We start from the raw sequence: 21351 nt of genomic DNA, 5'->3' as shown, positions 1-21351 counted from the left end.
CGTTCTGTTTTTATTCGGTTGCGGGGATAAGACGACCACTTGCTCACAATTTTCTTCTATAATTCAGGAAATTGAAGGGGTGTTGGAAGATAAGCGATGATAGGGCTGGATATTCATGCAGACGAATAGGGATCGTTAATAAGAGTGGATGTAGCAAGGGGGGTATAAGAAGGAACGACAAACAGCCCTGACCATGTGGTATTAGCAGGAGGGCTGAAGCCTTTCGATATACGGTTGAAGGAAGGTCGCTAAGCAGAAACCGTCCGGCGGATCAGGGATTGGACTCCAGATCGGAAGGCTGTCCATCTCCCAGGCTAGCCATTGGGCGACTTCAGCCGCTGTCTTGCCTGCTGCCAAGTAATCATATGCCTGGTCGGCTGCAGCCATAAAGCTGCTCGGATCTAGTTTATTTCGATAGGCCCAAGCGTAAAAGACCGACATATCAATCTGTTCATGCAGCCGGTCCATCTTCACCGATGGCCGCTGATAATCTCGCACGTCCCATGCGCCAGGGCGCGAGTAATACAGTTCAAGATCCGGCTTCGCAGCTCGGCAGGCACGTTGCATGGTCGCTTTGGGAATCGACTTCAGCTCCTCTGTGAACGTCGGGATCGACCGTTTAGGCAAATAGCCCATAATGCCCGTTTCTTGCATAACAGCAAGTAGCACAGCCGATGCCTTATCTTGCAGCTCCGCACGAATCGTCGATAGCATATCCGGAACGGATGCCATCTTGTCCATCAAATCACGGATCCGCTGCACAACCAAACGGATATAGCCTTCGCTTTTATCCTTCAGCATTAGCGTCAGCTCCTGTAGGGAGCGGCCATCAGCATATGAGATAAACGCTTCGCAGCCTATCGCGCCCAAATACCCCTCTAGGCGCTTCAGCAGGCGGCGGTAGCCCTTCTTGGTCGGGAACAACGTCCTGTAGCTCTCGCCGGCCGTGTAAGTCGGGAGAAGTGCGGCATTCACCTGATAGACCGCTTTCGGACGGCCAAACATATTACGCTCGACGCGAGCAATGGCAAATAGCGGCTGTCCGTTCCATTTCGAATCGGCGAGTCGCTCTAGAATTTTACGTATATGGCCTGGCTCCTGACGATGCAGTAAGTCGGACAACCGGTCAAAGTTAATTTGGAGTAGCTTGCCGTTCTCATTACCTTGTTGGCCGCAGCCGTAGTAATACAGCTTCTGTACGGCGATCGATTCGTCCGTCAGGGCGCGGCTAAATACAAGCGTCGGGAGCAGTACGAAACGGCCAAGCTTCCCGTCTGGTTCAAGGTAATGGTTAAGCTCAATGGAAATCGTACCGTCCGGTTCATTATTCGAACTCAGGAGGCCGTGCAGTACAAATTTATCAAAGGCAGCGTAGAACTGATCCTTGTTAATTGGCGTCTCATAGAAGGAGGACAAGTGCTGGTACATTTGATGCCGATTCGTATATTTGATTTTCCCCTCTGCATTAACCCCAACCTGAAGAATCGTCGCCAATTGAATGTCGGCCTTGGTCAAATGCGCAAGCAGTCGACCTTGACCATTACGACGAACTCGGAACTTATTCCGATCCTCATACTGTGTTTCCATAGCGAATAGAGCTTGGAGATACCGGTAGCTGAATTTAACTGGTTTAATGTTGGCGTGATTAGGCTGCATAGTTGACTGCTTCAGCATACCTTACCTCCTCTCTCATGAAGTTCTCATCATATAAGGTGCAGCGAAGATGCGATACGTATAAAGGCCGTTGATTTGAGAAGATAGAACTTCTGTCGTCCTATTCCAATTTCATCGATAAGCCTGTCATCTTTAGGCTCACGTCTAACCAAATACTTCTGTTGAATAATCTCCATTTGTTCCAACGAGAGGGTATCTAATGCCCGGTTCATTGGATACATGCGACTGGCCAATTCGTCCAGTTCCCATTGCAGCATCTCTAGCCGGTTTTCTTGGCGAACAAAAGCTGCTTCAAGAGGTGATGCCGCAGCTCCGCCACGCGGCATTCCGCTGTATGATGCGGTCATGGATGGGTATTCCAACTTGGGAGATAACTTGAGCTGCTGCTCCAGGCTTGTCATTCGCAGCTGCCGACGATAGTGTTCTCGGAGCAGGCTGCAAACTACCGGTACATACTCCTCTTTCTGAGGGAGCGGTATTAATTCGAGCTGATCCTCTAAAGTTGGACGCTCCTGTTTGACCAGTTCATTCATCCCCATGGCTTGCAGCTGTGTGGCAATAATGTAAGACTCTTCGAGAAGCTCGTCCCTGGGATTCTTTTTGATTTCTTTCTGCAATTTGGCATACCTGACACACAGCCAATCTAAAGGAACCATGGTCACATTTGACTTTGTCACGGTTAACTTTCGCATCTTCGTGTCCTCCTTCCCAGCACTAATCACATCGGACCCTGCAAGTGGTTCTAAAGGAATTAGCAGCTGCTCAGCTGCTTCTCCAAACCATAGGTAATTATCTAAACCAGGATTACCATCTGCATAACGCTGGACAGCCATCGTTTCATTACCTGCCCTTCTCTAACCTGCCATCATCAGGCGAGGTAGGTTATCTCCTCGCTACACCCACTTGGCGGGTGTTTCGGCTATCTGAAACATAGAGACAAACCAAACAGAATAAGCCAGAACGGAATGCATAAGATCATTCCATTAGCGATACCAACCCCGATGTCATTTTCTCTAAAAAACATACATCCACCACCTCAGCCACGTGATTCATATTCAAACTTCGTTCGTGCTGGCTTGAGATATAACTTCCATGTCTGGACGGAAGCCCCTAGCATCTCCGTTATCCCATTCGACATATCCGCTGCTATCGATCTTGGTGATTACGTGAGAAGCCTTCCAATCGAAATTTGCCTTACTGCTACCCGATCCGCTACGGATTATCCGCACGGTATCGCCGACATCTGCACCGAGCTTAGCGATCTCCAACTGGCGCCGTTGCTCCCAATAATGCTGCTCATCGATCTTATTGGAAAGAATGGTCTGTTTGCCTTCCGGCGTTTCAATTTGAAAAAGGTCTGGCCCACCGCTACCCTGATGGTAAACGTCGTAATACACGCAACCACCAGGCAGTTCTTGCCCGAAGTATTTGTGCGTCGAATCAACAATCTTAACCGTTGTCATCGGTCGATTCCTCCTTATGTCCTCCCGCATTAAACTGCAAACCTAGTCCACCCATAAATCTCCTACAAAAGGGCATGTGCTTTCGATCCAGCCAGCCAAATCCTCTGCTGACTTAGCTGGCGGCCACTCGCCTAATCCGTCCTTTACGGACTGTACCAGCGCTTCATATCGTGTCTTGTAATCGATTGGCTGTCTTTGATCTTCTTCCACAGGAAGATTTATTGTTGCCCAATGGGTTACCCAACCGATTAAAGCGTCATTAATCATCCAACTGTATTCTCCGGTGCCAATTACTTTGGCATGCTGGGCGATCAATACGCGATGTCCATCGGTTACTAAGTGGTTTCGATGACTCTCGATTGCACGGCTCATAGGATCGTATTTAATCCATTCAAGCATTGTTTTTGTACCCTCCCTGTTTATCCGTAATTAACAAGTTGTATTGTCTACGCAGTAAGTGACGTCTGCAATTAGTTCCTCATGTATTTCCTTATTTACCTTAGATGAACAACGGCCGGTTGTACGCGCCCAAATTTTTAACATTACTAGACGGATATCCAGTCAATAGACCTTTCGTAGACATAAACTCTAATATCATGCTTTTGGAGGTTATCCGTTGAAAAAGAAAGTAAGGAAAGTGAAAACATCCAGTCAGTTGTACAGTAAAAAAATTAAAAGTACATTTAATGAACTTGAGTATCTAGAACCCCGTCCAAATAATACGAGCTCCAGTGTCTTTCCAACCATGCCATCAAAGAAAAAATGATGGTATGCAGCACTCGCTACTTTAAGGGTACTTTTTCTTATACACGACCGGCCTTATTGCGGAATAATATAATATCGGGTAATCTACCACTACCCGCACCCGTGTAACTGGTCCTTACGCGGGTGTCTTTATGTCCTTCCGTATTCAATATGTTGTATCGTTTCGTTGTACAGTGAGGCAACCCATGCTTCTCACTTCAAACTGTTCCAAACGGTCAGTGTATTTATCGCTTGCGCGGTAAGTAAAAATCTGTCCATTGTTCGCATAAACTTCCACTCTATCGACACTTATTACAACGACTTTCAAAACCTGAGTAATAGTCATAAAACCAAGAGTCATAACAGTTACATGAAGTCTTGCTAAGGTACGCTTCAAATCTTGGTTCTCGAGTAACGGATTCCATTCAACTGTATACGCCAAACGTTCACATCCTTTCGTTACTCCTGAGCGATATATCGATTACGAACATTCGTATTTATTCAGAGACATCCATATCAGCGTCGTCTTTATATCGACTTGCGTAGAAAGCATCGGTGCTAATCCCGTACTCGTCACGGAAATACTTCTCGGAATAATTCAGCGCATCATTTTCCATTTGAGCGAGCAACCTTGCGTTATGTTCCTCGGCTATCTTAGACGTTTGCGTTACTAGGCCATCAAGCTCTTTATCGAGCGCTTCAAAGTCAACACGTATTAACTCATGTTCGTTCTGGCACTCTGGACAAGCAGCCTTATAAACCAATATTTCGTCACTTTCTACTAACCACGTATTAGGATTTTCACAATCAAAATCCCGCGTGTTGCAATAGAAGCATATTGGACAACCAGCTGATTCCATCCAGCTCTCACCCAGAAAATACGGTTTGTCTCCGTCCCCTGTAACTTTTATACTCTCATACAATGTTAGCCCTTTAAACGTAAATTCAGGATTAGGGCCACAATCACATTGGGCTTCCTCTTTGGGTTTTGTAAAAACGACTTCCCCGCAGTCGCATTGATATTCGGAATACAGAGTAATCTTTTGTTCAGTCATTTTCACCGAATACACACTCCTATTCGTTAAAATCGAAGCTAACCGCTCAAACACTACGTAAAGGATGCCAAGAACCTTGAAGACCGAAATATTGGCGGAGTAAACTATCAAGAAACCCAACAAAGTGTTCCTCATAATATTGAAGCTTCATCTAACACCAAAAAAAGGCTTATCATTTGCCAGTTAGTTTCGAATATGTGCTTATGTAGGCTCAGGATCTTCTCGCAAATCATATGTTTTGATCTCTTCAATTTCTGTTGGATTATAAGAAACGAGTACCGATCCAGCTTCCATGGAGATACAATCTTCTTTAATACCGAGAGTTTTGTTGAAAAAGTCTCTGAGCTCCTGGTAGTACAACTCTTCTGTCATCACTACCCGCAAATACTTATTTGCCATAAGCGATTGAGCCAAGCAGCTTTTTATCTTAAAGTTTTCACCGAAATTTCCTACAGGCTCGGCTATAATTTGCACGTTCATCATCTCCCTAGTACGCAAAATTTAATAAGTATCCAATATCGAGAACACTTCCTTAAGGCTTCCACAGTATTGAATGTCCAAGCACATCATGAGCGCATACTTGCCGATGCTATATTTATTTTCAGTAACTCGCTTAACCACATATCTTAAATCGCAATAGTCCCAAGACACCGATTGATCAATTTTTAAATTCTCTATCGTCTCTTCCAATTTCGGCTCTCGTACCATTTTTTTCAGACACATCCTAATCATGAGTTTTATCGTCGTACTGCTTATTGCTTCCTAGCAGATGCCCAGTTAAATTGCTATTCACTATGTTGTGTCAGGCTATCCGTGTACATCTGTACGGAAGAAAGCATTTGTAATCATCCCAATGCCCACTAAACCACCATTCACCTCTTAATTCATTTCGTTGCTTCCAATCCCAAATATCAGTAACAAACGGATCGATCCGAACCTCAAGACCATTCATAATAGCAATACATTCTTCCTGATTTTCATCAAAACCAATTACCTTCACTTGGATGTGTTCACCCATTTGTTTGATCTCCCTATGATCACTGGCTATTTATTGATATAATTTTTCCCTACTGCGTCAGCGTTTCTCCAACCCAGCCACATTTACAAAAGAAGTTCCAGCATGTCGTATCCAAATATCCCTCATCCTTTAGCACCTTACCCGTTCGCGCGGAACGAATTCTACCGACAGCTATTTGCTCGTGTATTTTCAAGTTCTCGTTACCACATGCAGGGCATTTTTCGGGTTCCATTTTATGTTCACCGCCTATTATTTCTTATTCATTTCTAGGTACGCTGTCATTTTGTCCAGTCTTCCGCTGCTCCTGTGCATAGCATGTGAAACTCCAGTTCTGTTATGATGTGGACTGTGCAACCTGCACGCTCTAACTTTCCTGTGGCCACTTCAGCCATTCCGGAACTATTCGCTTTGACTAACGCTGCTAACTTTCCGTCCATCATGCCTTTTAAGTAAATGTCGCTGCTCATGTTATCCTCCTGTCATTACATAATCTAATCATTAAGTTGTATCATCGTACTGCTTATTGCTTCCTGGCAGATGCCCAATGAAAGGTCACTGTCAGATGCGACAAATTCATAGCAGCAATTTTGTTCAGAAGATCATCACTGCCTTTTTCCGACCTTACCAATTCGCTCTCCTTTCCATCGTCTTTCACCAACATCGCAACGAGTTTGCTCCCATCATAATTTTCATAAACTTCAATTTTCATGTCTTCACTCCTCACATTTTCAAATTTGGTGTAGGCCTATGTTCTAGGAACCCTCTGACTGGTTATCTACCTGTTCTTTCTTCACAGGTAGATGGAAGAGAACTTCTATGCCCTTACCTACTAGGCTCGCCATGCGATAATAGTTTGAATAACGTTTTAGCGGGCTATTAAAGTCCTGTATTTTCCAATCTGTTCCGATCTGAATTAGTGCGAGCACTTCAAGAGCAATATCTTCAGTGACATGCGAATTACGGGACATAGAGAATAAATATTTTGAATAATCTACTTGCACGGAAATTTTGACAATCGCATCTACTCCGTAGAGGTCTCGAACAAGTCGCCTAATCCGGTACATAGCAACTGCAACCCGGCTATAGTTCTTTGTCGACCGAGACAAGGGAATCAGCGGCCGTTTTTTCTTCGTTGTAAATATCGACAGGTCATGTGCAGGCCTGCCCTGAGCTTTAGCCGATCCCGACCATACATGGTATTCTTCAAGTCTATGACTCTTATCTTCTTCATAATAATTGTGACGGATATCCCATCCTTCGACTTCGGAAAGCATATCCTTTAGTGCGAGTTGAGCCAGTCGAGGGGGATAATGCCACCCGTGAATATCTACATTCAGCTCAACATCGAGATTAAACTCTTCCTTAATGATTTCACGTAATCTGACCATCGCCCCAGCTACCGTGTAAGTAGAAGGGGTAGAAGGCGTGGCAGGCTTCTTACGCGATCTAGTTTTGACCATACTTCACACTCTCCTATTCCATGATCAGAACTGCCATTCCAACTGCCCGCCGATTACTTCCTCAACTAGCCGATAGTCATCAGGCAGCTGCTGCAGCAATTCTCGTTCCATGATGCTTCCAGCTGAGCTATGCCAGGTGTAGCCTTGAACGCATTTAGGTGTAACCACATAGGCTCTCATTCCTTCGCCTTGTATCCCAACAAACCGGTTATCCTCGGTTAACGCCAGCACCTCAATATTCAGAGAGCAATTCTCAATGGCCCGTTGAATCATTTCTAACTTGGCTTCATAATCAATCAGCAATCATCCCTCCTATCGATCATTCCGTACTATTCATTCTCCACCTTTAGAAACTGTCATCAGAGCTTAGTCGGCTTTCTCTTCGCTCAGCTAAGTCAAGCCTGTCATCATCAGGCGAGGTAGGCTAATTCCCCGCGACGCCCGTTATCGGGCGTTTCGACATTACATATCCATGACTCCACAATGATTCATATCCAGATCCTCATTAGTTGCAGGTCGTATAACAAACGCCGTACCCGATAAATGAATGATTAATTGCTCTCCATCATTAAGTTCCATAATTTCCCGTTCATATGGGAAAGGTCTGTTTTTACTGTTCTCCATTTCATTCACTCCACTCTACTTCTCATTGTTTGCAAGGTTTGTAGTAACAACTGATCCAGCTCCTGACTTACTTTGACAACAGAGGGATGTACCAAATCCCAGTTAAATGACTCTGCGAGCTTGATCATCTCTGCTCGTTTCAGCTCAATCTCTGTGCTCATCCCGGCACCCTATGCTCAGCTGCCGTTCGATTATTAAATACCGACAACACATAGTGCTCATTGACCGTTGCATATGATGAACAGTAGATTCGCCCCTCCGAATCCGTCCGCTGTCCCAGATCGTAATTCTGCTTGCTATTCCATATCTCATAGTGATAAGCCGGCATCAAGCACTTTCCGAATAGGAGCAAGTGAGTGTGTCGAATAAGGATCCGCTCCTCCGATTCAGCAATAATATCGGTAAGTACTAGTTCACTCGCTGGTGCTCCCCCACGCTGAAGACGCCTTAGTTCCTCGACTGCTTCCGCCTGGCTCCTCATGCATCTCTTCCCCCTATTCGTCAAAGTCATAGCTAAGATCCTCATCACTCAAGATGTGTTTAACTTCTGATGAAGATAACAGCTCCATGGCCGGCTGTTGTTGATCGTCGCATGCATCACGATTAAACGGTGCCCCGTGACTAACCATTTGCTTAATGGCCAGCAGCTCAGTCATGATGGCGTGAAGAGCTTGTCCGTCTCCCCCGCTTGGTGCCCCCTGGCTCCGAAGCTCCTTCTCCACCTGTCTGGCTACCCAATCCGATAGCTTGCGCTGAATCGATAGCTGTTCTATATAGGCATAGACCTCATCACTGAATTTAGTAGCCGATAAACCGAACTGCTCACGTCTGTCCATTTGTTACTCTCCTGCACCAGCAGGCTTTGTCGTTTTTGCAATTTCGTTCTTAGCAATAATCTCGCAAGCATAAATGTTAAGCTTGCGTGATTCTTCCGGAAAGATATGATAAGTGGTCGCTACATCTTCACCTAAGGCTTCCTTCAAATAGCTCATCATGTAGAACTTCAAGACATGGCAGACACCGCCAATATGTACGTAATAAACGGTCTGCCCATAACTGAAGTAAAATGCTTGCAGTGCTTTCTGCATCGCATATTCGGAGAATGTTTGCAGCATAGGCTCGATGATCGCCGTCAGGTCTTTTTCCTTACGCGTAATGGGATCGATGTAGACGAATTTGCGCTCTTTAACGTGCTCATAGATGAAGGTCTCAAGTGTTCGCACATCACTGAACACATCCATGAGCTTATCCTTCCGGAACGACTCCAGAACCGTCAGGAAGCTCTGATCCGTCACACTGGCAAAATCGTTGGCAGTCTGCGCTCGGCCTAGATCCGGTTGCAGCTTGCATAGATCCTGACTTTGCCCACCGATATCATCAATAACAACATAGGCCGTTTTGAACTTCTTCGCTTCTTCTTTCAAGTTCTGCTCAAGGTCGTACTTAAGCGCATAGCGTGCAGTCTCGCCTTCCACCCTGCATCTAACCTGGTGAACATTAATCGTAATGGTTCGCACATAACCGGCTGTAATCAACTCGAAGGTTTGTGTCTGAAATTGCTTCTCCATCTGCGCGATTTTCTCTTTGAAGCTGCTAGCTTTCTTCAAGAGCCATACCGGTACGAGCGTTCCCATATAGCCGAGTTCAATGGTTTCATTGCTCTGCTCAGGCCGCTTATGCGCATGATAGAATGCAATTCCACCCATCCAAAGTGCTCTAACCGTCACAGATTCCGTCTTGTCGTGCAGCTTGAAAATGTGCTCATTGCCCAGCAGATCGGCTTTAGCTTTCTCCCCGACCTTGAAATAACGCTTCTTCTCTCCATCCATAAAGCTGATGACAATCTGCTCATGAAGCATTTCCTGTGAAACATCATGAGCGAATAGCCCCTTAAACTCAGATTCTTTCAATTCAGCGATTGATGAAGGCATCTCGAAATACATCCCATCAATCATGAATTGGGAAATAGAGTTGCCGAAGTCAGCAACACAGCGTGAAATATTCAATTGTAATCACTCCATATTCGGGATTTTAGTTCTTAACGGGTTCTCGGAAATAGGTGAGGGGTTGTCAGTTCGATGGGGAATCGTGTAAAATTAGAAGTGTCTAGGTTCGATTTTACTTTTTATATCCCCATTGAAGGCGACCCCTCGCATTATCCGGTTGCCTTCTCTTTTTTTTCTGTGTATTTGACCGTATTTGCTGGTGAAGATCCGTTCGCTTAAGTGAAATCCTTGTTTCAATAATCTGCTGCATGATTTGATTCTTGTTCATGGTATACATCTCTCTCAATTGATACATAATGTATCTTGAAGGTGCGTCATTTATTGCAAGACCTCACTATCGCAATGACCAATCCCAGCTAACCTGGCGAATTGCAGTTTGTGGATTCTCATGCCTGTTGCATAGAAGTTATTAATAATTGCTTGATTCTGCTCAGGTGTGTTGTCGCGAAAATAGAAGTCATCGATCTTGATTGTTGTATTGCCGATCATGTACTCCTCGACAATGTTGCCCCGCTGGATCTCTTTGCGGCTACTGCGCTTCTTCATCGCTTCATCACTCCCCCTAGAGAGTGTATGATCGTTAGGCGATAGGACGGGCATTATTTTTCATCTCGCTTTCTTACGTTGTTAATATTGGCGTAACGTCAATATTTTTATCAAAAAAAAGGTCGATTGGCACTCCTAATGCTACTGCAAGGCCCGGCAACTTATCTGAAGGTATTTTTCGTTCACCACTTTCGTACTTACTTAAAGCTGAGGGTGTTACACCAATTTGATTAGCAATAAAGTTACCTTTCAGCCCCTTTTCAACACGAATTTTCCTTATTACTTGACCTAAGTTCACATTTATCAAATTCCCACCTCCAAGAATTATGTTTCCGTTTTGCCAACTTTCATATCATGATTATATGTTTCCATAACGTCAATGTCAACGAATACATTGGCGTATTGTCAATTATATTTTCCGTTACGCCAAACATGTCTATAATTATTTATTAAGTGAGGTGGGTAGAATAATGGAATCTAAAAACATTGAAATGGGACGAAGGCTTAAAGAATCGAGGGAGAAGAAGGGATATAAGCAGAATCGAATCGCTAAATTGCTGGGAATTCATAATAGTACTCTAGCTAAATACGAATCTGGAGAGAGAGAACCTGATCTAAACACAATCACATCTTTATCAGAGATGTATGAAGTACCAGTAAATTATCTAATTAGTGGTGAAGTCGAACCTACAGATTCACCCTTATTAAATATAGATCCCGAACGTCTTAAAGTTTTCGAAGCTCTAGGTAAATTAAATGACGAGCAAGTTGCACATATATTGAAAACTATCGAATTAATCACTTCTAACGATCAAGCTCTTCAAAGAAAATACAAATAAATCGAAACCTTGATTTTTTTCGTATTCTTTTATAAGCAGTTTGATCTGATCCTCAGAAGCATGTTTGATAAAATTCATTACCTGGTCCCTCATATGAATCACCTTTCTCATGTCGTTCATGATCGAGTTCGTATAATTAATTATAAACACGAACATATGTTCGTTTCAAGAAAGAATTAACAATTGTAATTTCTGCGAGGTGACAAATGGATCTCCGGTTTGGGAGATGCCGTTTGCCCGAGCACCTAAACCGACTTAAGATGAGCCAGTCAGAATTTGCCATAAGGCTCGGTGTCTCTAAGTCCATGGTCTCTCAGTATATGACCGGCGAAAAAAAATTTTCGTTGTTAAAAGCGAAAATTGCTGCCGATATTCTTGGAATTCATATTGAAGACTTGTATGAGTGGGTGCTCTTCAAAAATGGCAAACGGTAGCGAGCTCTATGCTCCTCCCTCCGGAAAAAGTTTACTATTAGTAAACTTTAATTGTGGACTATCTTACCACATTATCCGACAATATGTTTGTCGAAATTTGTAATTAAAGATCTACCATTCATGTTACATGAACGGTTCTCATTTATCAGTATAGCGAGCCGAGATTCTTGCAGCATGGCGCCTTGACACTTCGTACACGAATCGTATTCCCTTTCTATTCACGAACTCCAGTTCATGTCTACTTTTGTCGAACATTGTCGCATTGGGTATATTCGCCAATGCCCAACGGTCTATTTTCTCGAATCCATCTCTATTCAAGAGACCATTGAACCCATCTATCGTATCTAACAACTTATAAGTGCCTGAATATGTAACGAACCTTATCTCGCGATCTACAGATATGATCGTTAATACCTCGGAGGCCCGCAGCCACTTCAGGTCACCGGTTTCTATATTGCTCGTCGGGAATGCTCTCGTCATGTTGTCGTCACCTCTTGTTGTTTACTTGCCCCACAATGCTTATTTCTATGCAAATAAAAACGCCCTCTCTCCGGTGAGGAGACAGAGCGTTCATTGTCAGTTATAATGATGCATGTACAGCTCGACTTGTGGCGGCAGCTCCCTCCGGAAAGGAGGGATGCCTATGGATACTTTCCAAACGATCATGTCAATGCTTGCGTTCGGAAGCTTTCTTCTGGCGCTCTTGACCTACATCGATAAACGAAAGTAACCCGCCACAGGTTGCTGGCCTAACGGGTTACTTCCCCTCTGCATAGAATCAGGAGGGAGTCCGCCACAAATGCTGTGCTGAGAGGGTGTGGCTAGCACCCTCTTGTTTCTAGTTTAAGCATAACATAGCCCAATTAGACGTGCAATTGTATTACGTATCCTTAGACTACGTTAGATAATAATCACGAGGTGAGATTGATGTACGGCAAATTACCAGTTGGCAAATACTGCGCATACCTCCGTAAGTCTCGTGCCGATCTCGAAGCTGAGGGACGCGGAGAAGAAGATACATATGCCAAGCACGAGCGGATCTTATTCGATCTTGCCAGACGGCTGGAGATTACAATCACCGAAATTTATCGCGAGAAGGCTGGTACATCGGGCGAACGGATCTCCGAGCGGCCAGAGATGATCCGGCTGCTCAGCGATGTCGAAGATGGCGTGTGGAACGGAGTTCTGGCTGTTGAAGTAGAACGTTTGGCACGCGGTGACACGATGGATCAAGGGATCGTCGCACAAGCATTCAAATATTCCAAAACACTGATTGTCACTCCGATGAGAACATACGACCCACTCGATCCAAATGACGAAGAATATTTTGAATTCAACCTGTTCATGGCACGACGCGAATTCAAGACCATTACAAGACGACTGCAGGACGGTCGTGTAGGATCAGTCAAAGAAGGCAAGTATGTCGGCAATGTTGCCCCTTACGGGTACAAGAGAGTCAAGCTTCCGGGCAAAGGCTGGTCCCTGGAGATTCATCCCGATCAGTCGCCCATCGTGCAGCTAATCTTCTCCCTCTATACCGATCCTGATCCGGACAGAAGAATGGGAACGTCCCGCATTGCGAATTATCTTAATGAGGACATTAAAGCCCCTACGCTTCGCAACGTCAGATGGACCGTCGCTACTGTTAACGGAATTATTCGCAATCCGGTTTATATGGGCAAGGTCAAGTGGAAGAGCCGCCCCCTTGTCAAAAGCAGGCACGGCAAAAGTAGACCGCGCATGGAGCTAGATAAGATTATTCTAGAAGATGGTCTGCATGATTCGATCATCGACGAAGTGACCTGGAAGCGAGCGCAGGAGATTATGGCCAGCAACAGTCACCCCCCTGCTCCCAAAGGGAAAATCAGCAATCCGCTAGCCGGTCTTGTTCGATGTGGAATATGTGGAGGAGCCGTTGTGCTGCGTCCCTACGTTAACAATCCCGACGCGCTTATGTGCTCGACAGCTCGCTGCAAGAACATAAGCTCCTATCTATATTTGGTGGAAGAGAAATTACTACTTGCTTTGAGACAATGGCTGGACGCATACAAGGCCCATATGGAAACAGAAACCACTCAGACAAGTAAAACAATAGACATACGAGTCAACGCTCTTCAGGAGGCTGCTAAGGGCTTACAGCGTAAGCTGAAGGAGTTACGGGAACAACTAAGCAACCTAGATGATCTGCTTGAGCAGAAAGTGTACACTGTAGAGAAGTATGTATCACGCTCTTCAGCACTTACAGATCGGATACAAGAAGCTGAAGCTGCCTTAATGCAGGTGCAATCGGAGATTGAGCTAGAGGTAAAGCGCAGTCAGGCTAAGGCACAGACCATTCCGCAGCTTGAGCATGTGCTAGAGGTCTATCCGACAATCCAGGAGCCTGCCCAGAAGAACGAGCTTATGAAGTCCATTCTTGAGAACGTGATCTATACGAAGGAGAAGGGCGGTCGTTGGAGCGGCGCGCAAGACCAATTTACACTCCAGCTACAGCCACGGATTCCAAAGTAAAAAGCTAACCGTCTGAACAGGCGGTTAGCTTTTTATTCCGGTGTTACCCTATGCTCCACGAAGTACAGCCGTATAATATTCTCTCATCCGGTCAGGATCAATAATACAATTCTTCGCGGTGTTTAGCCAAGGGGCTTCTTGGTGAGTCAAATCCTCCAGTCGCTTCGCACTTAAATCCCCATAAGAATCCCACACCTCTTGTAATGTCTCCAGCTCGCTTAACGAGAACACGCCAGCCGGAGAGAAGTTCTCGATCTCCTCGTCAGGCTCGATCGGGTCCCAGCTACGACCTGATTGTGACCGATAATGCTTGTATAAAACTCGATTAACTGGACCATGATCCCAAGCTTCAAGATCATTATTGAACATTGGGCTACATGTAAAGACCAAGTGCCAGGCTTGCGCGTAGTAGCAGAGCTTCTGTAATTTGAGATTCGTCATGTAGTCACCGGCGTCGTAATCTGTCCTCCATCGGAAATAGTTAGCCACATCATAAATCGATGCCATTACGATCCTCCTCAATTACGAACGTACGGTCTCATATTTTGTGTATAGTATTGCATTGCATATCAATCTGGGTTTGTATACGCAAAAATTTTTTACTATAGCCCATTACATTTGTATTGGTTGAATCACGATGGTCTCAGCAAACCGATCATTAATAACTTGCGTGTACTTTCTGCAGAATGCATCAACATTTGTGATAATCTTATTTTTATCGTATATGAAAAAGTAAGTAAACTTCTTCTTATAGTGCATAATATCGGAACCAATCTCTTCCGTTAATTTTCGTTCTGTCATAGAGGATCGTGAACATTTCACCTCGATTACGGTATCATACTCGTCAATATCGATATCGTAACGAACTCCTTTATAGCCACCATCATTAGGTACTTCCACCCTTGCCGCTGGGAACAAAGGCCGGATCAAAGCGTACAGCATGCGCTGAACGTCATATTCATTGTTAAGCTGGATTTTCCCGACATCTGCATCATTAAATGTCGATTTTTTATGGACAGGTTTTTGATACATTTCCTCGACATGCTTATAGAAATTATGAAGAAGTGTTTTAATAATTAGATGGAAATGCGATTCATCTATCTTATCGACATTCTTCTTCATTGGGGAAATTGGATCATACTGGCCTTTATCGATATCTTGAAGCAAACTCTCCAAGAACTCAATCGCTTTCAGATTTTCTTTCACACTAACCCCTGATTTCATGATTAAGGCCTGTGCCAATCGTTTCGTAGAAAATGATCGTTCGAGAATTAAACTAGTTGTACTTTGCCAAGATTTATAACGTTCGTCCGAACCTAAGAATCTGCATTCATCGATTTGTGCCTGCAGCTGAGCTTTGATTGTTTCTTTGTCTACAATTACTGTCGGCAACATATTATATCTCCATCCTTCTCTTGTCACAAAGCTTATTCCACTACAGCTTGCCCCAGCGGAGATAAAACAGGAAGAGAGGTTCTAATATATAAATCTGCTCATCTTTATACTCAAACACTTGGTACATTTGCTCACTGGTATTAATGATGTTTTGTATTTGTTGAATCGTATTTACGATCTTCTTGCGTTCTGGCTTGTCCTCTGCCTTTTCTATTAAGGAGTCAATCCGTTGCTTCATCTCATCAGTCGATAATCGAACAGTCGGAGGATCTACTGCAATTGCCTTGACAACCAGTTCATAAATATCCGCCGTTATACCATTGTGTATGGTCGTGTATGACTTACGGGTTTTTCCTCTGGTGTATGGTCCGGCTTTAATTTTACGAGCTACCTCTTGATACGTTAAATGATTCAACGAGGTCCGCTTGTAGGTTTTATTTAATATTTCAACATTAAGGGTCTCTAAATCAATGTTCGGATCATCTTCACGTAGTAATCCTAAATTTAAACAATTGGATTGCATGAGCTGTGGGGAAGACAAACTTTCTTGCGCCATACTCGTAACTAAAGAATCATTAATCGTTACACCTAGCTCCTCAAATCCAGTAATCGCTATTTCTTTCAGCTCATCGGGTGTCCATGGCTCAATATTAACGAGATTCAATCGTCCACTCAAATCTCCATTCTTCCGGATCGCATCATCAGAACGATGTGGCAACGAAATGACAATAGCCTTAAATGAGTAACGGATTGCATCCTTTAATTGATAGGCGATCTCGTATTGCATATTCTCTGTTGCATAATGAAAATCGTCGATGACTAGTACAAGATCATTATTTTTAAAAAAATTTATGACTTCATCTTTGTTAGAACCGTATGACTCCGATCTAGACGCAGTTCTTGCTTCCTTTGTACCAGCAAGACCTTCTCCTTCAAGTGATTCTTGGTGAACAAATGCTGTCCCCAGCGGAAGTCGAACTTTTTTAGCTAACGTTATCCAAAAGTCTTCTGCATCTTTAAAATCATTTCCTGTTAATGATACAACTTTAGGTAGTCCAATCACTTTCTCGCATAATACAGTTTTTCCTGTTTTCGAGGGTCCAACTATTGAAGTTAAGAAACCAGCCGTATTTAGGCAATATCTTAATCGGGATTCGTACGTTTCCTCGTACTCTTCAGACTCGCGAGATACATAAGTATATTTAGGAAATGCGCCTGGTATAAATACCTCATTTACTTTCGGTCTCATATACTCACCTCTTTATATTCTGACTACATATCCTCATTATAGCCCTAAATATGAAAGTGTATAGGCGATTATGGTACCTTTCTCTAGAATTCGACTTAATTATGACCTTAAACAAAATTAAAGGCTTCCCATGTTCCCCCTTCTAAGAACCAGTTGTTCACGTCTGCTCACTCCGTTCTGAAATCTCGGTCGCCTCTCATTTGCAAAACCTCCAATCTCTTCTTACATTAGCGAACATCACGGCCAGCAATAGCCACCCACCTACTCCAAAGGCAAAATCAGCAATCCGCGAATCAACGCACTTCGGAAGGCTGCTAAGGGCTTACAGCGTAAGCTGAAGGAGTTACGGGAACAACTAAGCAACTTAGATGATCTGCTTGAGCAGAAATTGTACACCCTAGAGAAGTATGTTTCACGCTCATAAGCACTTACTGATCGGATACAAGAAGCCGAAGCTGCCTTACTGCAGGTGCAATCGGAGATTGATTTGGAGGAAAGGCGCAGCCAGGCTAAAGGCAGACAATTCCGCAGCTTGAGCATGTGCTGGAGGTCTACCCGACAATCGAGGAGCCCGCCCAGAAGAACGAGCTTATGAAATCAGTCCTTGAGAACGTGATTTATACGAAGGAGAAAGGCGGTCGTTGGAGCGGCGCTCATGACCAATTCATACTCCAGCTTCAGCCAAGAATACCGAAGTAACAAGGCTAATCACCAAGCGATTAGTCTTTATTATTATCCAGCAGTGAGTGGAATATCATCTGAAATCATTACATATAACTATGATGTACCAATTCCTCCGTCCCGATGTCCGTAAGCAAGCCGATGACCTTATCAGGAATCGAATAACGTTGGTTCAAGTAGCGCAGCGCCGCAGCAAGCTCACCGTCAGCACCGCCGTATTGCTCCAGCAAAAACTTAGCCATCATCGGATCGCATTTGCTGACTCGTACCGGGTACTGCAGCTTTTTATCATAAACCCACATCGTGTACCAAGCCCCCCTTCACTCGAATCCTAAACCTGCCACGGCCAAGGCGATTCTATCCACTGCCAAGGAAACCGGGAGTAGCTGTGCCCGAATTGCAGCAACGGACCGTACTGCATCTCGAATTGATAAGCAACCTGCTGCCGCTGCTGGGCAAGCTGATTGAATTGCTGAAGCGCATGCAAATCGTTCGGATGTGTATCCAGGTAGAGCGTCAGCTCAACCAGTGCAAAATCAAGCTGCTGAAGCCCTTCCAGCTTCGCATAATACTGTGCATCCAGCTGCTTCTCGCTCATGTAGGGATCACCTTCCTTTCCCGCACTTCGATTCGTACGGACTATACAAGGCCGGCCACAGCGTACCTTTCCTTAATGCCTCCTGAAGTGAGAATTGGGGTAGGTTCATCGGTTGAAACGTAATGTATTGATTGGGCGGCACAACATACGTTTTGACAAGAATAGGCGGGCAAGGATCAAACGGCCCTCGAAACGGTCTCCACTCCCGATAGCCCGCCTGCGCAACGTTAGTCGCATATGCAGCGGCTGTGTTCGCATTCACGTTCGCTGCATTCACGGCATTGGGGTTCACATTAGCATTCAAGCTTACGACCTCCTCCTTATAGCCTTTAGACCACAGCTGCTCTTGTTCATCGTATGTAATGACTGGGCCGTCCAATGTCATATTGATTGCAATAGCGCGCGATCAGGACATAAAAAAAACAGTGCGGGAATCGCTCCCACACTGCTTCTCATACGAGATGCCACTTTATTCTTTCGTCAATTCAATCGTTTCCGTCTCGTCCTCGTCTTCACTTTTCCTGTATATCGATACACGGAGAACACGCAGCGGCTCACACTCAGCTACCTCAAACCAGTATCCGTCGTAATCAACCCGCTTGCCAACTACTGGCGCGCCTTCCAGCTTCGTGAACAGCCAACCGCCAATTGAATCGACATCTTCGTCCATAATGTCCAGGTTAAACATGTCGTTCACATCTTCAATCAGCATCCGTCCTTCAACAGATGTGACATCGCCCTTCACAATGACGCTTGGCTGCTCCGTATCGAATTCATCGTGAATTTCACCGACGATTTCTTCAAGAATAAGCTCCGTTGTCAGCATGCCCGCCGTACCGCCATATTCGTCAACGACAATTGCCAGCTGCGAGTGCTTGCGCTGCATCAGCTTCAGCACGTCGCTAATTTCCATCGACTCCGGTACGCTTAAGATCGGCCGGATGAAACGGCGAATATCATATCCCTTGCCTTTGTCTGCGGTAAGCAGATCGGTAATATGTACGAAGCCGATAATTTGATCCTTATCCTCGATCCCAACAGGATAGCGGGTGTGCTTCGTTTTATAGACCAATTTGATCACTTCGTCATAGGATTGATCCGTGAAGACACAGTCCATATCGGTACGAGGAAGCATAATCTCACGCGCAAGACGGTCGGAAAATTCAAAGATATTATCGAACAGCGTCATCTCATCTTTATCGATCACACCACTCTGTGCACTCTGATCCATCAGAATGCGAATCTCTTCCTCTGTATGTACGCCTTCCCCTTCGCTCGCAGGTTGAACGCCTACCAGTCTAAGCAGTCGGTTCGCTGCACCATTGAGCAGCCAGATGGCTGGCAGGAATATTTTATGGAACATCATCAGCGGCCAAGACAACCATAATGACACGCTTTCCGATTTCTGAATTGCAAGCGACTTAGGCGCAAGTTCGCCGAGCACAATGTGCAGGAAGGTAATCACGACGAAGCCAATCGCTACAGATAACGTTGAGATGATCGTCTCATCCGTTACGCCCAGCTTGTAGAAAAGAGGCTCAACGATTAACTCTGATATGGCTGGCTCACCAACCCAACCGAGTCCGAGCGAAGCTAGCGTTATACCGAGCTGCGTGGCAGACAAGTATGCATCCAGCTTCCGGTTAACCTTTATCGCATAACGCGCACGTACATTGCCTTCGTTAGCAAGCTGCGTCAGCCGAGACTGACGCACCTTCACAAGCGCAAATTCAGCAGCAACGAAAAAAGCGTTCAACAGTACGAGCACCAGTACAATCACGACATTCGTAATGATCGATCCAGGCATAAATTCCGTATGGTTCAAACCGGCACTTCTCCTTTACCGCCATGGTCTCACCCGAGACTGGCGCTAACATTTAATCCATTATGGCTGAACGCTGGAGGAAATCGTCCTCGCGGTAGTACATATCCTTCACAAGCAAGTTCGGTCCGCAGCAGCCTGCGGCCGGACAGTGGCAATCGATCGATTTCGCAAGAGCTCCATCCAGCCAACGGCTAAACACATCATCTAATCGGTCATCTGTAATATTCCCGAAAGCCGGCACATCGGAGAAGTCCGTTACGAATACGTCGCCAGTAAATAAGTTTACGTTCAACCGATTACGGCCATCCGGATCGTTGCGTACGGTCACGTTCGGTTCAGATGCGAGCCGTGCAAGCAGTTGACGCTCCTCTGGACTCGTGCTGCAGCGGAAGAACGGCAGTGTGCCGAACAGCATCCATACCGACTTATCGCGTGTATTCAGCAGCTTCTCGATCGCCGCAAGCATCTCCTCACGCGAAAGCATTGGCAGGTTTTTCGCGAAGGAGCTCGGGTACATCGGGTGTACCTCATGCCGCTTGCAGCCCATCTCGATAATGAGCTGATGAATCTCGTCGATTTTTTGATGCGTGCGGAAGTTAATCATGGATTCAGCGGATACAAGCACGCCTGCTTCGCTCAATCGTCTTGCATTATCAATCATCCGCTCGTACATACGAGCTGCCGTATCTCTAGATACCGCATGGTTCGATCTTGCAAAGCCGACCTGATGGAAATCATCAGCCGACGTATAGTTAAACGAAATGTGCATGACGTCCAGATAAGGAGCCAGCTGCTCGTAACGCTTGTAGTCAAGCGTCACGTTGGAATTGATCTGCGAGCGAATGCCACGGCTTCTTGCATAGCGCAGCAGCGGCACCATATAATCACGGACGGTCGCAGCCGAGAACGATGGCTCGCCGCCAGTAATACTGATCGTCTCCAGATGCTCGACTTCATCCAGTCTGCGTAGCATCAGGTCAAGCGGCATCTTCGCCGGCTCTGCCATGACAAGCGTATCGCCAACCGCACAATGTTCGCAGCGCATATTACATAGGTTGGAAACCGTCATCTCAACACTCGTCAGCATATGGCGTCCATGCTGCTGGAGCGACCGAATCGGGTCCCATGGATCGTACGCAGGAGACAACTCCTGTCTGCTGTGCATGTTGTTTAAAGCTAGTATATGATTCATTCTCAACACCTATTTTCACCGATATGAATTAATGCAT

The 21351-nt window shown here is 45.2% G+C and carries 30 protein-coding genes and 1 pseudogene; 4 read left to right on the top strand and 27 right to left on the bottom strand.

What is annotated here, in order from left to right:
* Positions 1-201 precede the first annotated feature (201 nt).
* The 18 genes from DFQ01_RS14880 to DFQ01_RS14790 all read right to left on the bottom strand — a co-directional run bounded on the left by DFQ01_RS14880 (position 202) and on the right by DFQ01_RS14790 (position 10888).
* Positions 202-1674 carry a hypothetical protein gene (locus tag DFQ01_RS14880; protein ID WP_110044687.1) on the bottom strand — a complete coding sequence of 491 codons (1473 nt, stop codon included), beginning with the start codon at positions 1672-1674 and terminating at the stop codon, positions 202-204.
* Positions 1675-1703: 29 nt separating this feature from the next.
* Positions 1704-2507 carry an ArpU family phage packaging/lysis transcriptional regulator gene (locus tag DFQ01_RS14875; RefSeq protein ID WP_110044686.1) on the bottom strand — a complete coding sequence of 268 codons (804 nt, stop codon included), beginning with the start codon at positions 2505-2507 and terminating at the stop codon, positions 1704-1706.
* A gap of 222 nt (positions 2508-2729) precedes the next feature.
* On the bottom strand, positions 2730-3137 hold the full coding sequence (locus DFQ01_RS14870) for a hypothetical protein (RefSeq protein ID WP_110044685.1): 408 nt from the start codon (positions 3135-3137) through the stop codon (positions 2730-2732).
* Between the two features lie 42 nt (positions 3138-3179).
* Positions 3180-3536 carry a hypothetical protein gene (locus tag DFQ01_RS14865; protein WP_110044684.1) on the bottom strand — a complete coding sequence of 119 codons (357 nt, stop codon included), beginning with the start codon at positions 3534-3536 and terminating at the stop codon, positions 3180-3182.
* 842 nt (positions 3537-4378) lie between these two features.
* Positions 4379-4942: a hypothetical protein gene (locus DFQ01_RS14855; RefSeq protein WP_146216875.1), complete on the bottom strand. Its 564-nt coding sequence runs from the start codon at positions 4940-4942 to the stop codon at positions 4379-4381.
* Positions 4943-5137: 195 nt separating this feature from the next.
* Positions 5138-5410, bottom strand: a complete 273-nt coding sequence (locus DFQ01_RS14850) for a hypothetical protein (protein WP_110044681.1) — start codon at positions 5408-5410, stop codon at positions 5138-5140.
* Between the two features lie 328 nt (positions 5411-5738).
* On the bottom strand, positions 5739-5954 hold the full coding sequence (locus DFQ01_RS14840) for a hypothetical protein (protein ID WP_110044679.1): 216 nt from the start codon (positions 5952-5954) through the stop codon (positions 5739-5741).
* A 278-nt stretch (positions 5955-6232) separates the two neighbouring features.
* On the bottom strand, positions 6233-6421 hold the full coding sequence (locus DFQ01_RS14835) for a hypothetical protein (protein WP_110044678.1): 189 nt from the start codon (positions 6419-6421) through the stop codon (positions 6233-6235).
* 53 nt (positions 6422-6474) lie between these two features.
* Positions 6475-6663 (bottom strand): hypothetical protein, encoded by a 189-nt coding sequence (locus DFQ01_RS14830; protein WP_245946691.1) that lies wholly within the window; start codon positions 6661-6663, stop codon positions 6475-6477.
* 43 nt (positions 6664-6706) lie between these two features.
* The gene (locus DFQ01_RS14825) at positions 6707-7414 is read right to left on the bottom strand and encodes a hypothetical protein (RefSeq protein ID WP_110044677.1); all 708 of its coding nucleotides are present in this window, start codon (positions 7412-7414) and stop codon (positions 6707-6709) included.
* Positions 7415-7438: 24 nt separating this feature from the next.
* On the bottom strand, positions 7439-7717 hold the full coding sequence (locus DFQ01_RS14820) for a hypothetical protein (RefSeq protein ID WP_110044676.1): 279 nt from the start codon (positions 7715-7717) through the stop codon (positions 7439-7441).
* Positions 7718-7876: 159 nt separating this feature from the next.
* Entirely contained in the window at positions 7877-8038 is a 162-nt protein-coding gene (locus tag DFQ01_RS31105) for a hypothetical protein (RefSeq protein WP_174812782.1), read from the bottom strand.
* Positions 8039-8043: 5 nt separating this feature from the next.
* Positions 8044-8199 (bottom strand): Spo0E family sporulation regulatory protein-aspartic acid phosphatase, encoded by a 156-nt coding sequence (locus DFQ01_RS14815; protein WP_110044675.1) that lies wholly within the window; start codon positions 8197-8199, stop codon positions 8044-8046.
* Positions 8196-8519: a hypothetical protein gene (locus DFQ01_RS14810; RefSeq protein ID WP_110044674.1), complete on the bottom strand. Its 324-nt coding sequence runs from the start codon at positions 8517-8519 to the stop codon at positions 8196-8198. Before DFQ01_RS14810 ends, DFQ01_RS14815 begins: the two co-directional genes overlap by 4 nt.
* 13 nt (positions 8520-8532) lie before the next feature.
* Complete coding sequence (locus DFQ01_RS14805) at positions 8533-8874, bottom strand: hypothetical protein (RefSeq protein WP_110044673.1); 342 nt, start codon at positions 8872-8874, stop codon at positions 8533-8535.
* A 3-nt stretch (positions 8875-8877) separates the two neighbouring features.
* On the bottom strand, positions 8878-9969 hold the full coding sequence (locus DFQ01_RS14800; RefSeq protein WP_146216874.1) for an Alp7A family actin-like protein: 1092 nt from the start codon (positions 9967-9969) through the stop codon (positions 8878-8880).
* A 393-nt stretch (positions 9970-10362) separates the two neighbouring features.
* Positions 10363-10590, bottom strand: coding sequence for a hypothetical protein (locus tag DFQ01_RS14795; RefSeq protein ID WP_110044671.1), 228 nt, complete (start codon positions 10588-10590; stop codon positions 10363-10365).
* A gap of 73 nt (positions 10591-10663) precedes the next feature.
* The gene (locus DFQ01_RS14790) at positions 10664-10888 is read right to left on the bottom strand and encodes a helix-turn-helix domain-containing protein (RefSeq protein ID WP_245946699.1); all 225 of its coding nucleotides are present in this window, start codon (positions 10886-10888) and stop codon (positions 10664-10666) included.
* A 172-nt stretch (positions 10889-11060) separates the two neighbouring features.
* Between DFQ01_RS14790 and DFQ01_RS14785 the strand changes: the two genes are divergently transcribed.
* Together DFQ01_RS14785 and DFQ01_RS32190 are read left to right on the top strand one after the other, a co-directional pair.
* A complete protein-coding gene (locus tag DFQ01_RS14785) occupies positions 11061-11429 on the top strand; it encodes a helix-turn-helix domain-containing protein (RefSeq protein ID WP_110044669.1) in 369 nt (122 codons plus the stop codon).
* Positions 11430-11635: 206 nt separating this feature from the next.
* Complete coding sequence (locus DFQ01_RS32190) at positions 11636-11863, top strand: helix-turn-helix transcriptional regulator (RefSeq protein ID WP_110044668.1); 228 nt, start codon at positions 11636-11638, stop codon at positions 11861-11863.
* Positions 11864-12001: 138 nt separating this feature from the next.
* On the opposite strand, the gene DFQ01_RS32185 is transcribed toward DFQ01_RS32190, so the two are convergent.
* Positions 12002-12343 (bottom strand): LytTR family transcriptional regulator DNA-binding domain-containing protein, encoded by a 342-nt coding sequence (locus tag DFQ01_RS32185; RefSeq protein WP_110044667.1) that lies wholly within the window; start codon positions 12341-12343, stop codon positions 12002-12004.
* Between the two features lie 112 nt (positions 12344-12455).
* Here DFQ01_RS32185 and DFQ01_RS32015 point away from each other — a divergent pair, with 112 nt between their 5' ends.
* Entirely contained in the window at positions 12456-12593 is a 138-nt protein-coding gene (locus tag DFQ01_RS32015) for a putative holin-like toxin (RefSeq protein ID WP_342769993.1), read from the top strand.
* Positions 12594-12790: 197 nt separating this feature from the next.
* On the top strand, positions 12791-14374 hold the full coding sequence (locus DFQ01_RS14770) for a recombinase family protein (protein ID WP_110044666.1): 1584 nt from the start codon (positions 12791-12793) through the stop codon (positions 14372-14374).
* A gap of 48 nt (positions 14375-14422) precedes the next feature.
* On the opposite strand, the gene DFQ01_RS14765 is transcribed toward DFQ01_RS14770, so the two are convergent.
* From DFQ01_RS14765 to yfkAB, 8 genes and pseudogenes are all read right to left on the bottom strand, one after another.
* Positions 14423-14881 (bottom strand): Panacea domain-containing protein, encoded by a 459-nt coding sequence (locus DFQ01_RS14765; protein WP_110044665.1) that lies wholly within the window; start codon positions 14879-14881, stop codon positions 14423-14425.
* Between the two features lie 105 nt (positions 14882-14986).
* On the bottom strand, positions 14987-15769 hold the full coding sequence (locus DFQ01_RS14760; protein WP_110044664.1) for a PD-(D/E)XK nuclease domain-containing protein: 783 nt from the start codon (positions 15767-15769) through the stop codon (positions 14987-14989).
* A 40-nt stretch (positions 15770-15809) separates the two neighbouring features.
* Positions 15810-17018 (bottom strand): hypothetical protein, encoded by a 1209-nt coding sequence (locus DFQ01_RS14755; protein ID WP_110044663.1) that lies wholly within the window; start codon positions 17016-17018, stop codon positions 15810-15812.
* Between the two features lie 782 nt (positions 17019-17800).
* Positions 17801-18001: pseudogene (locus DFQ01_RS14750) on the bottom strand (manganese catalase family protein); the annotation flags it as partial.
* 29 nt (positions 18002-18030) lie between these two features.
* Entirely contained in the window at positions 18031-18297 is a 267-nt protein-coding gene (locus DFQ01_RS14745) for a spore coat protein CotJB (protein ID WP_110044661.1), read from the bottom strand.
* A 7-nt stretch (positions 18298-18304) separates the two neighbouring features.
* On the bottom strand, positions 18305-18460 hold the full coding sequence (locus DFQ01_RS32180; protein ID WP_245946697.1) for a spore coat associated protein CotJA: 156 nt from the start codon (positions 18458-18460) through the stop codon (positions 18305-18307).
* A gap of 306 nt (positions 18461-18766) precedes the next feature.
* Positions 18767-20104: a hemolysin family protein gene (locus DFQ01_RS14735; protein ID WP_110044752.1), complete on the bottom strand. Its 1338-nt coding sequence runs from the start codon at positions 20102-20104 to the stop codon at positions 18767-18769.
* A gap of 70 nt (positions 20105-20174) precedes the next feature.
* Entirely contained in the window at positions 20175-21314 is a 1140-nt protein-coding gene (gene yfkAB / locus DFQ01_RS14730) for a radical SAM/CxCxxxxC motif protein YfkAB (protein WP_110044659.1), read from the bottom strand.
* Positions 21315-21351: the final 37 nt, after the last annotated feature.

The sequence above is a fragment of the Paenibacillus cellulosilyticus genome, from assembly GCF_003182255.1.
Lineage (GTDB): Bacteria > Bacillota > Bacilli > Paenibacillales > Paenibacillaceae > Paenibacillus_T > Paenibacillus_T cellulosilyticus.
This window is presented reverse-complemented; position numbering and strand designations above follow the sequence as displayed.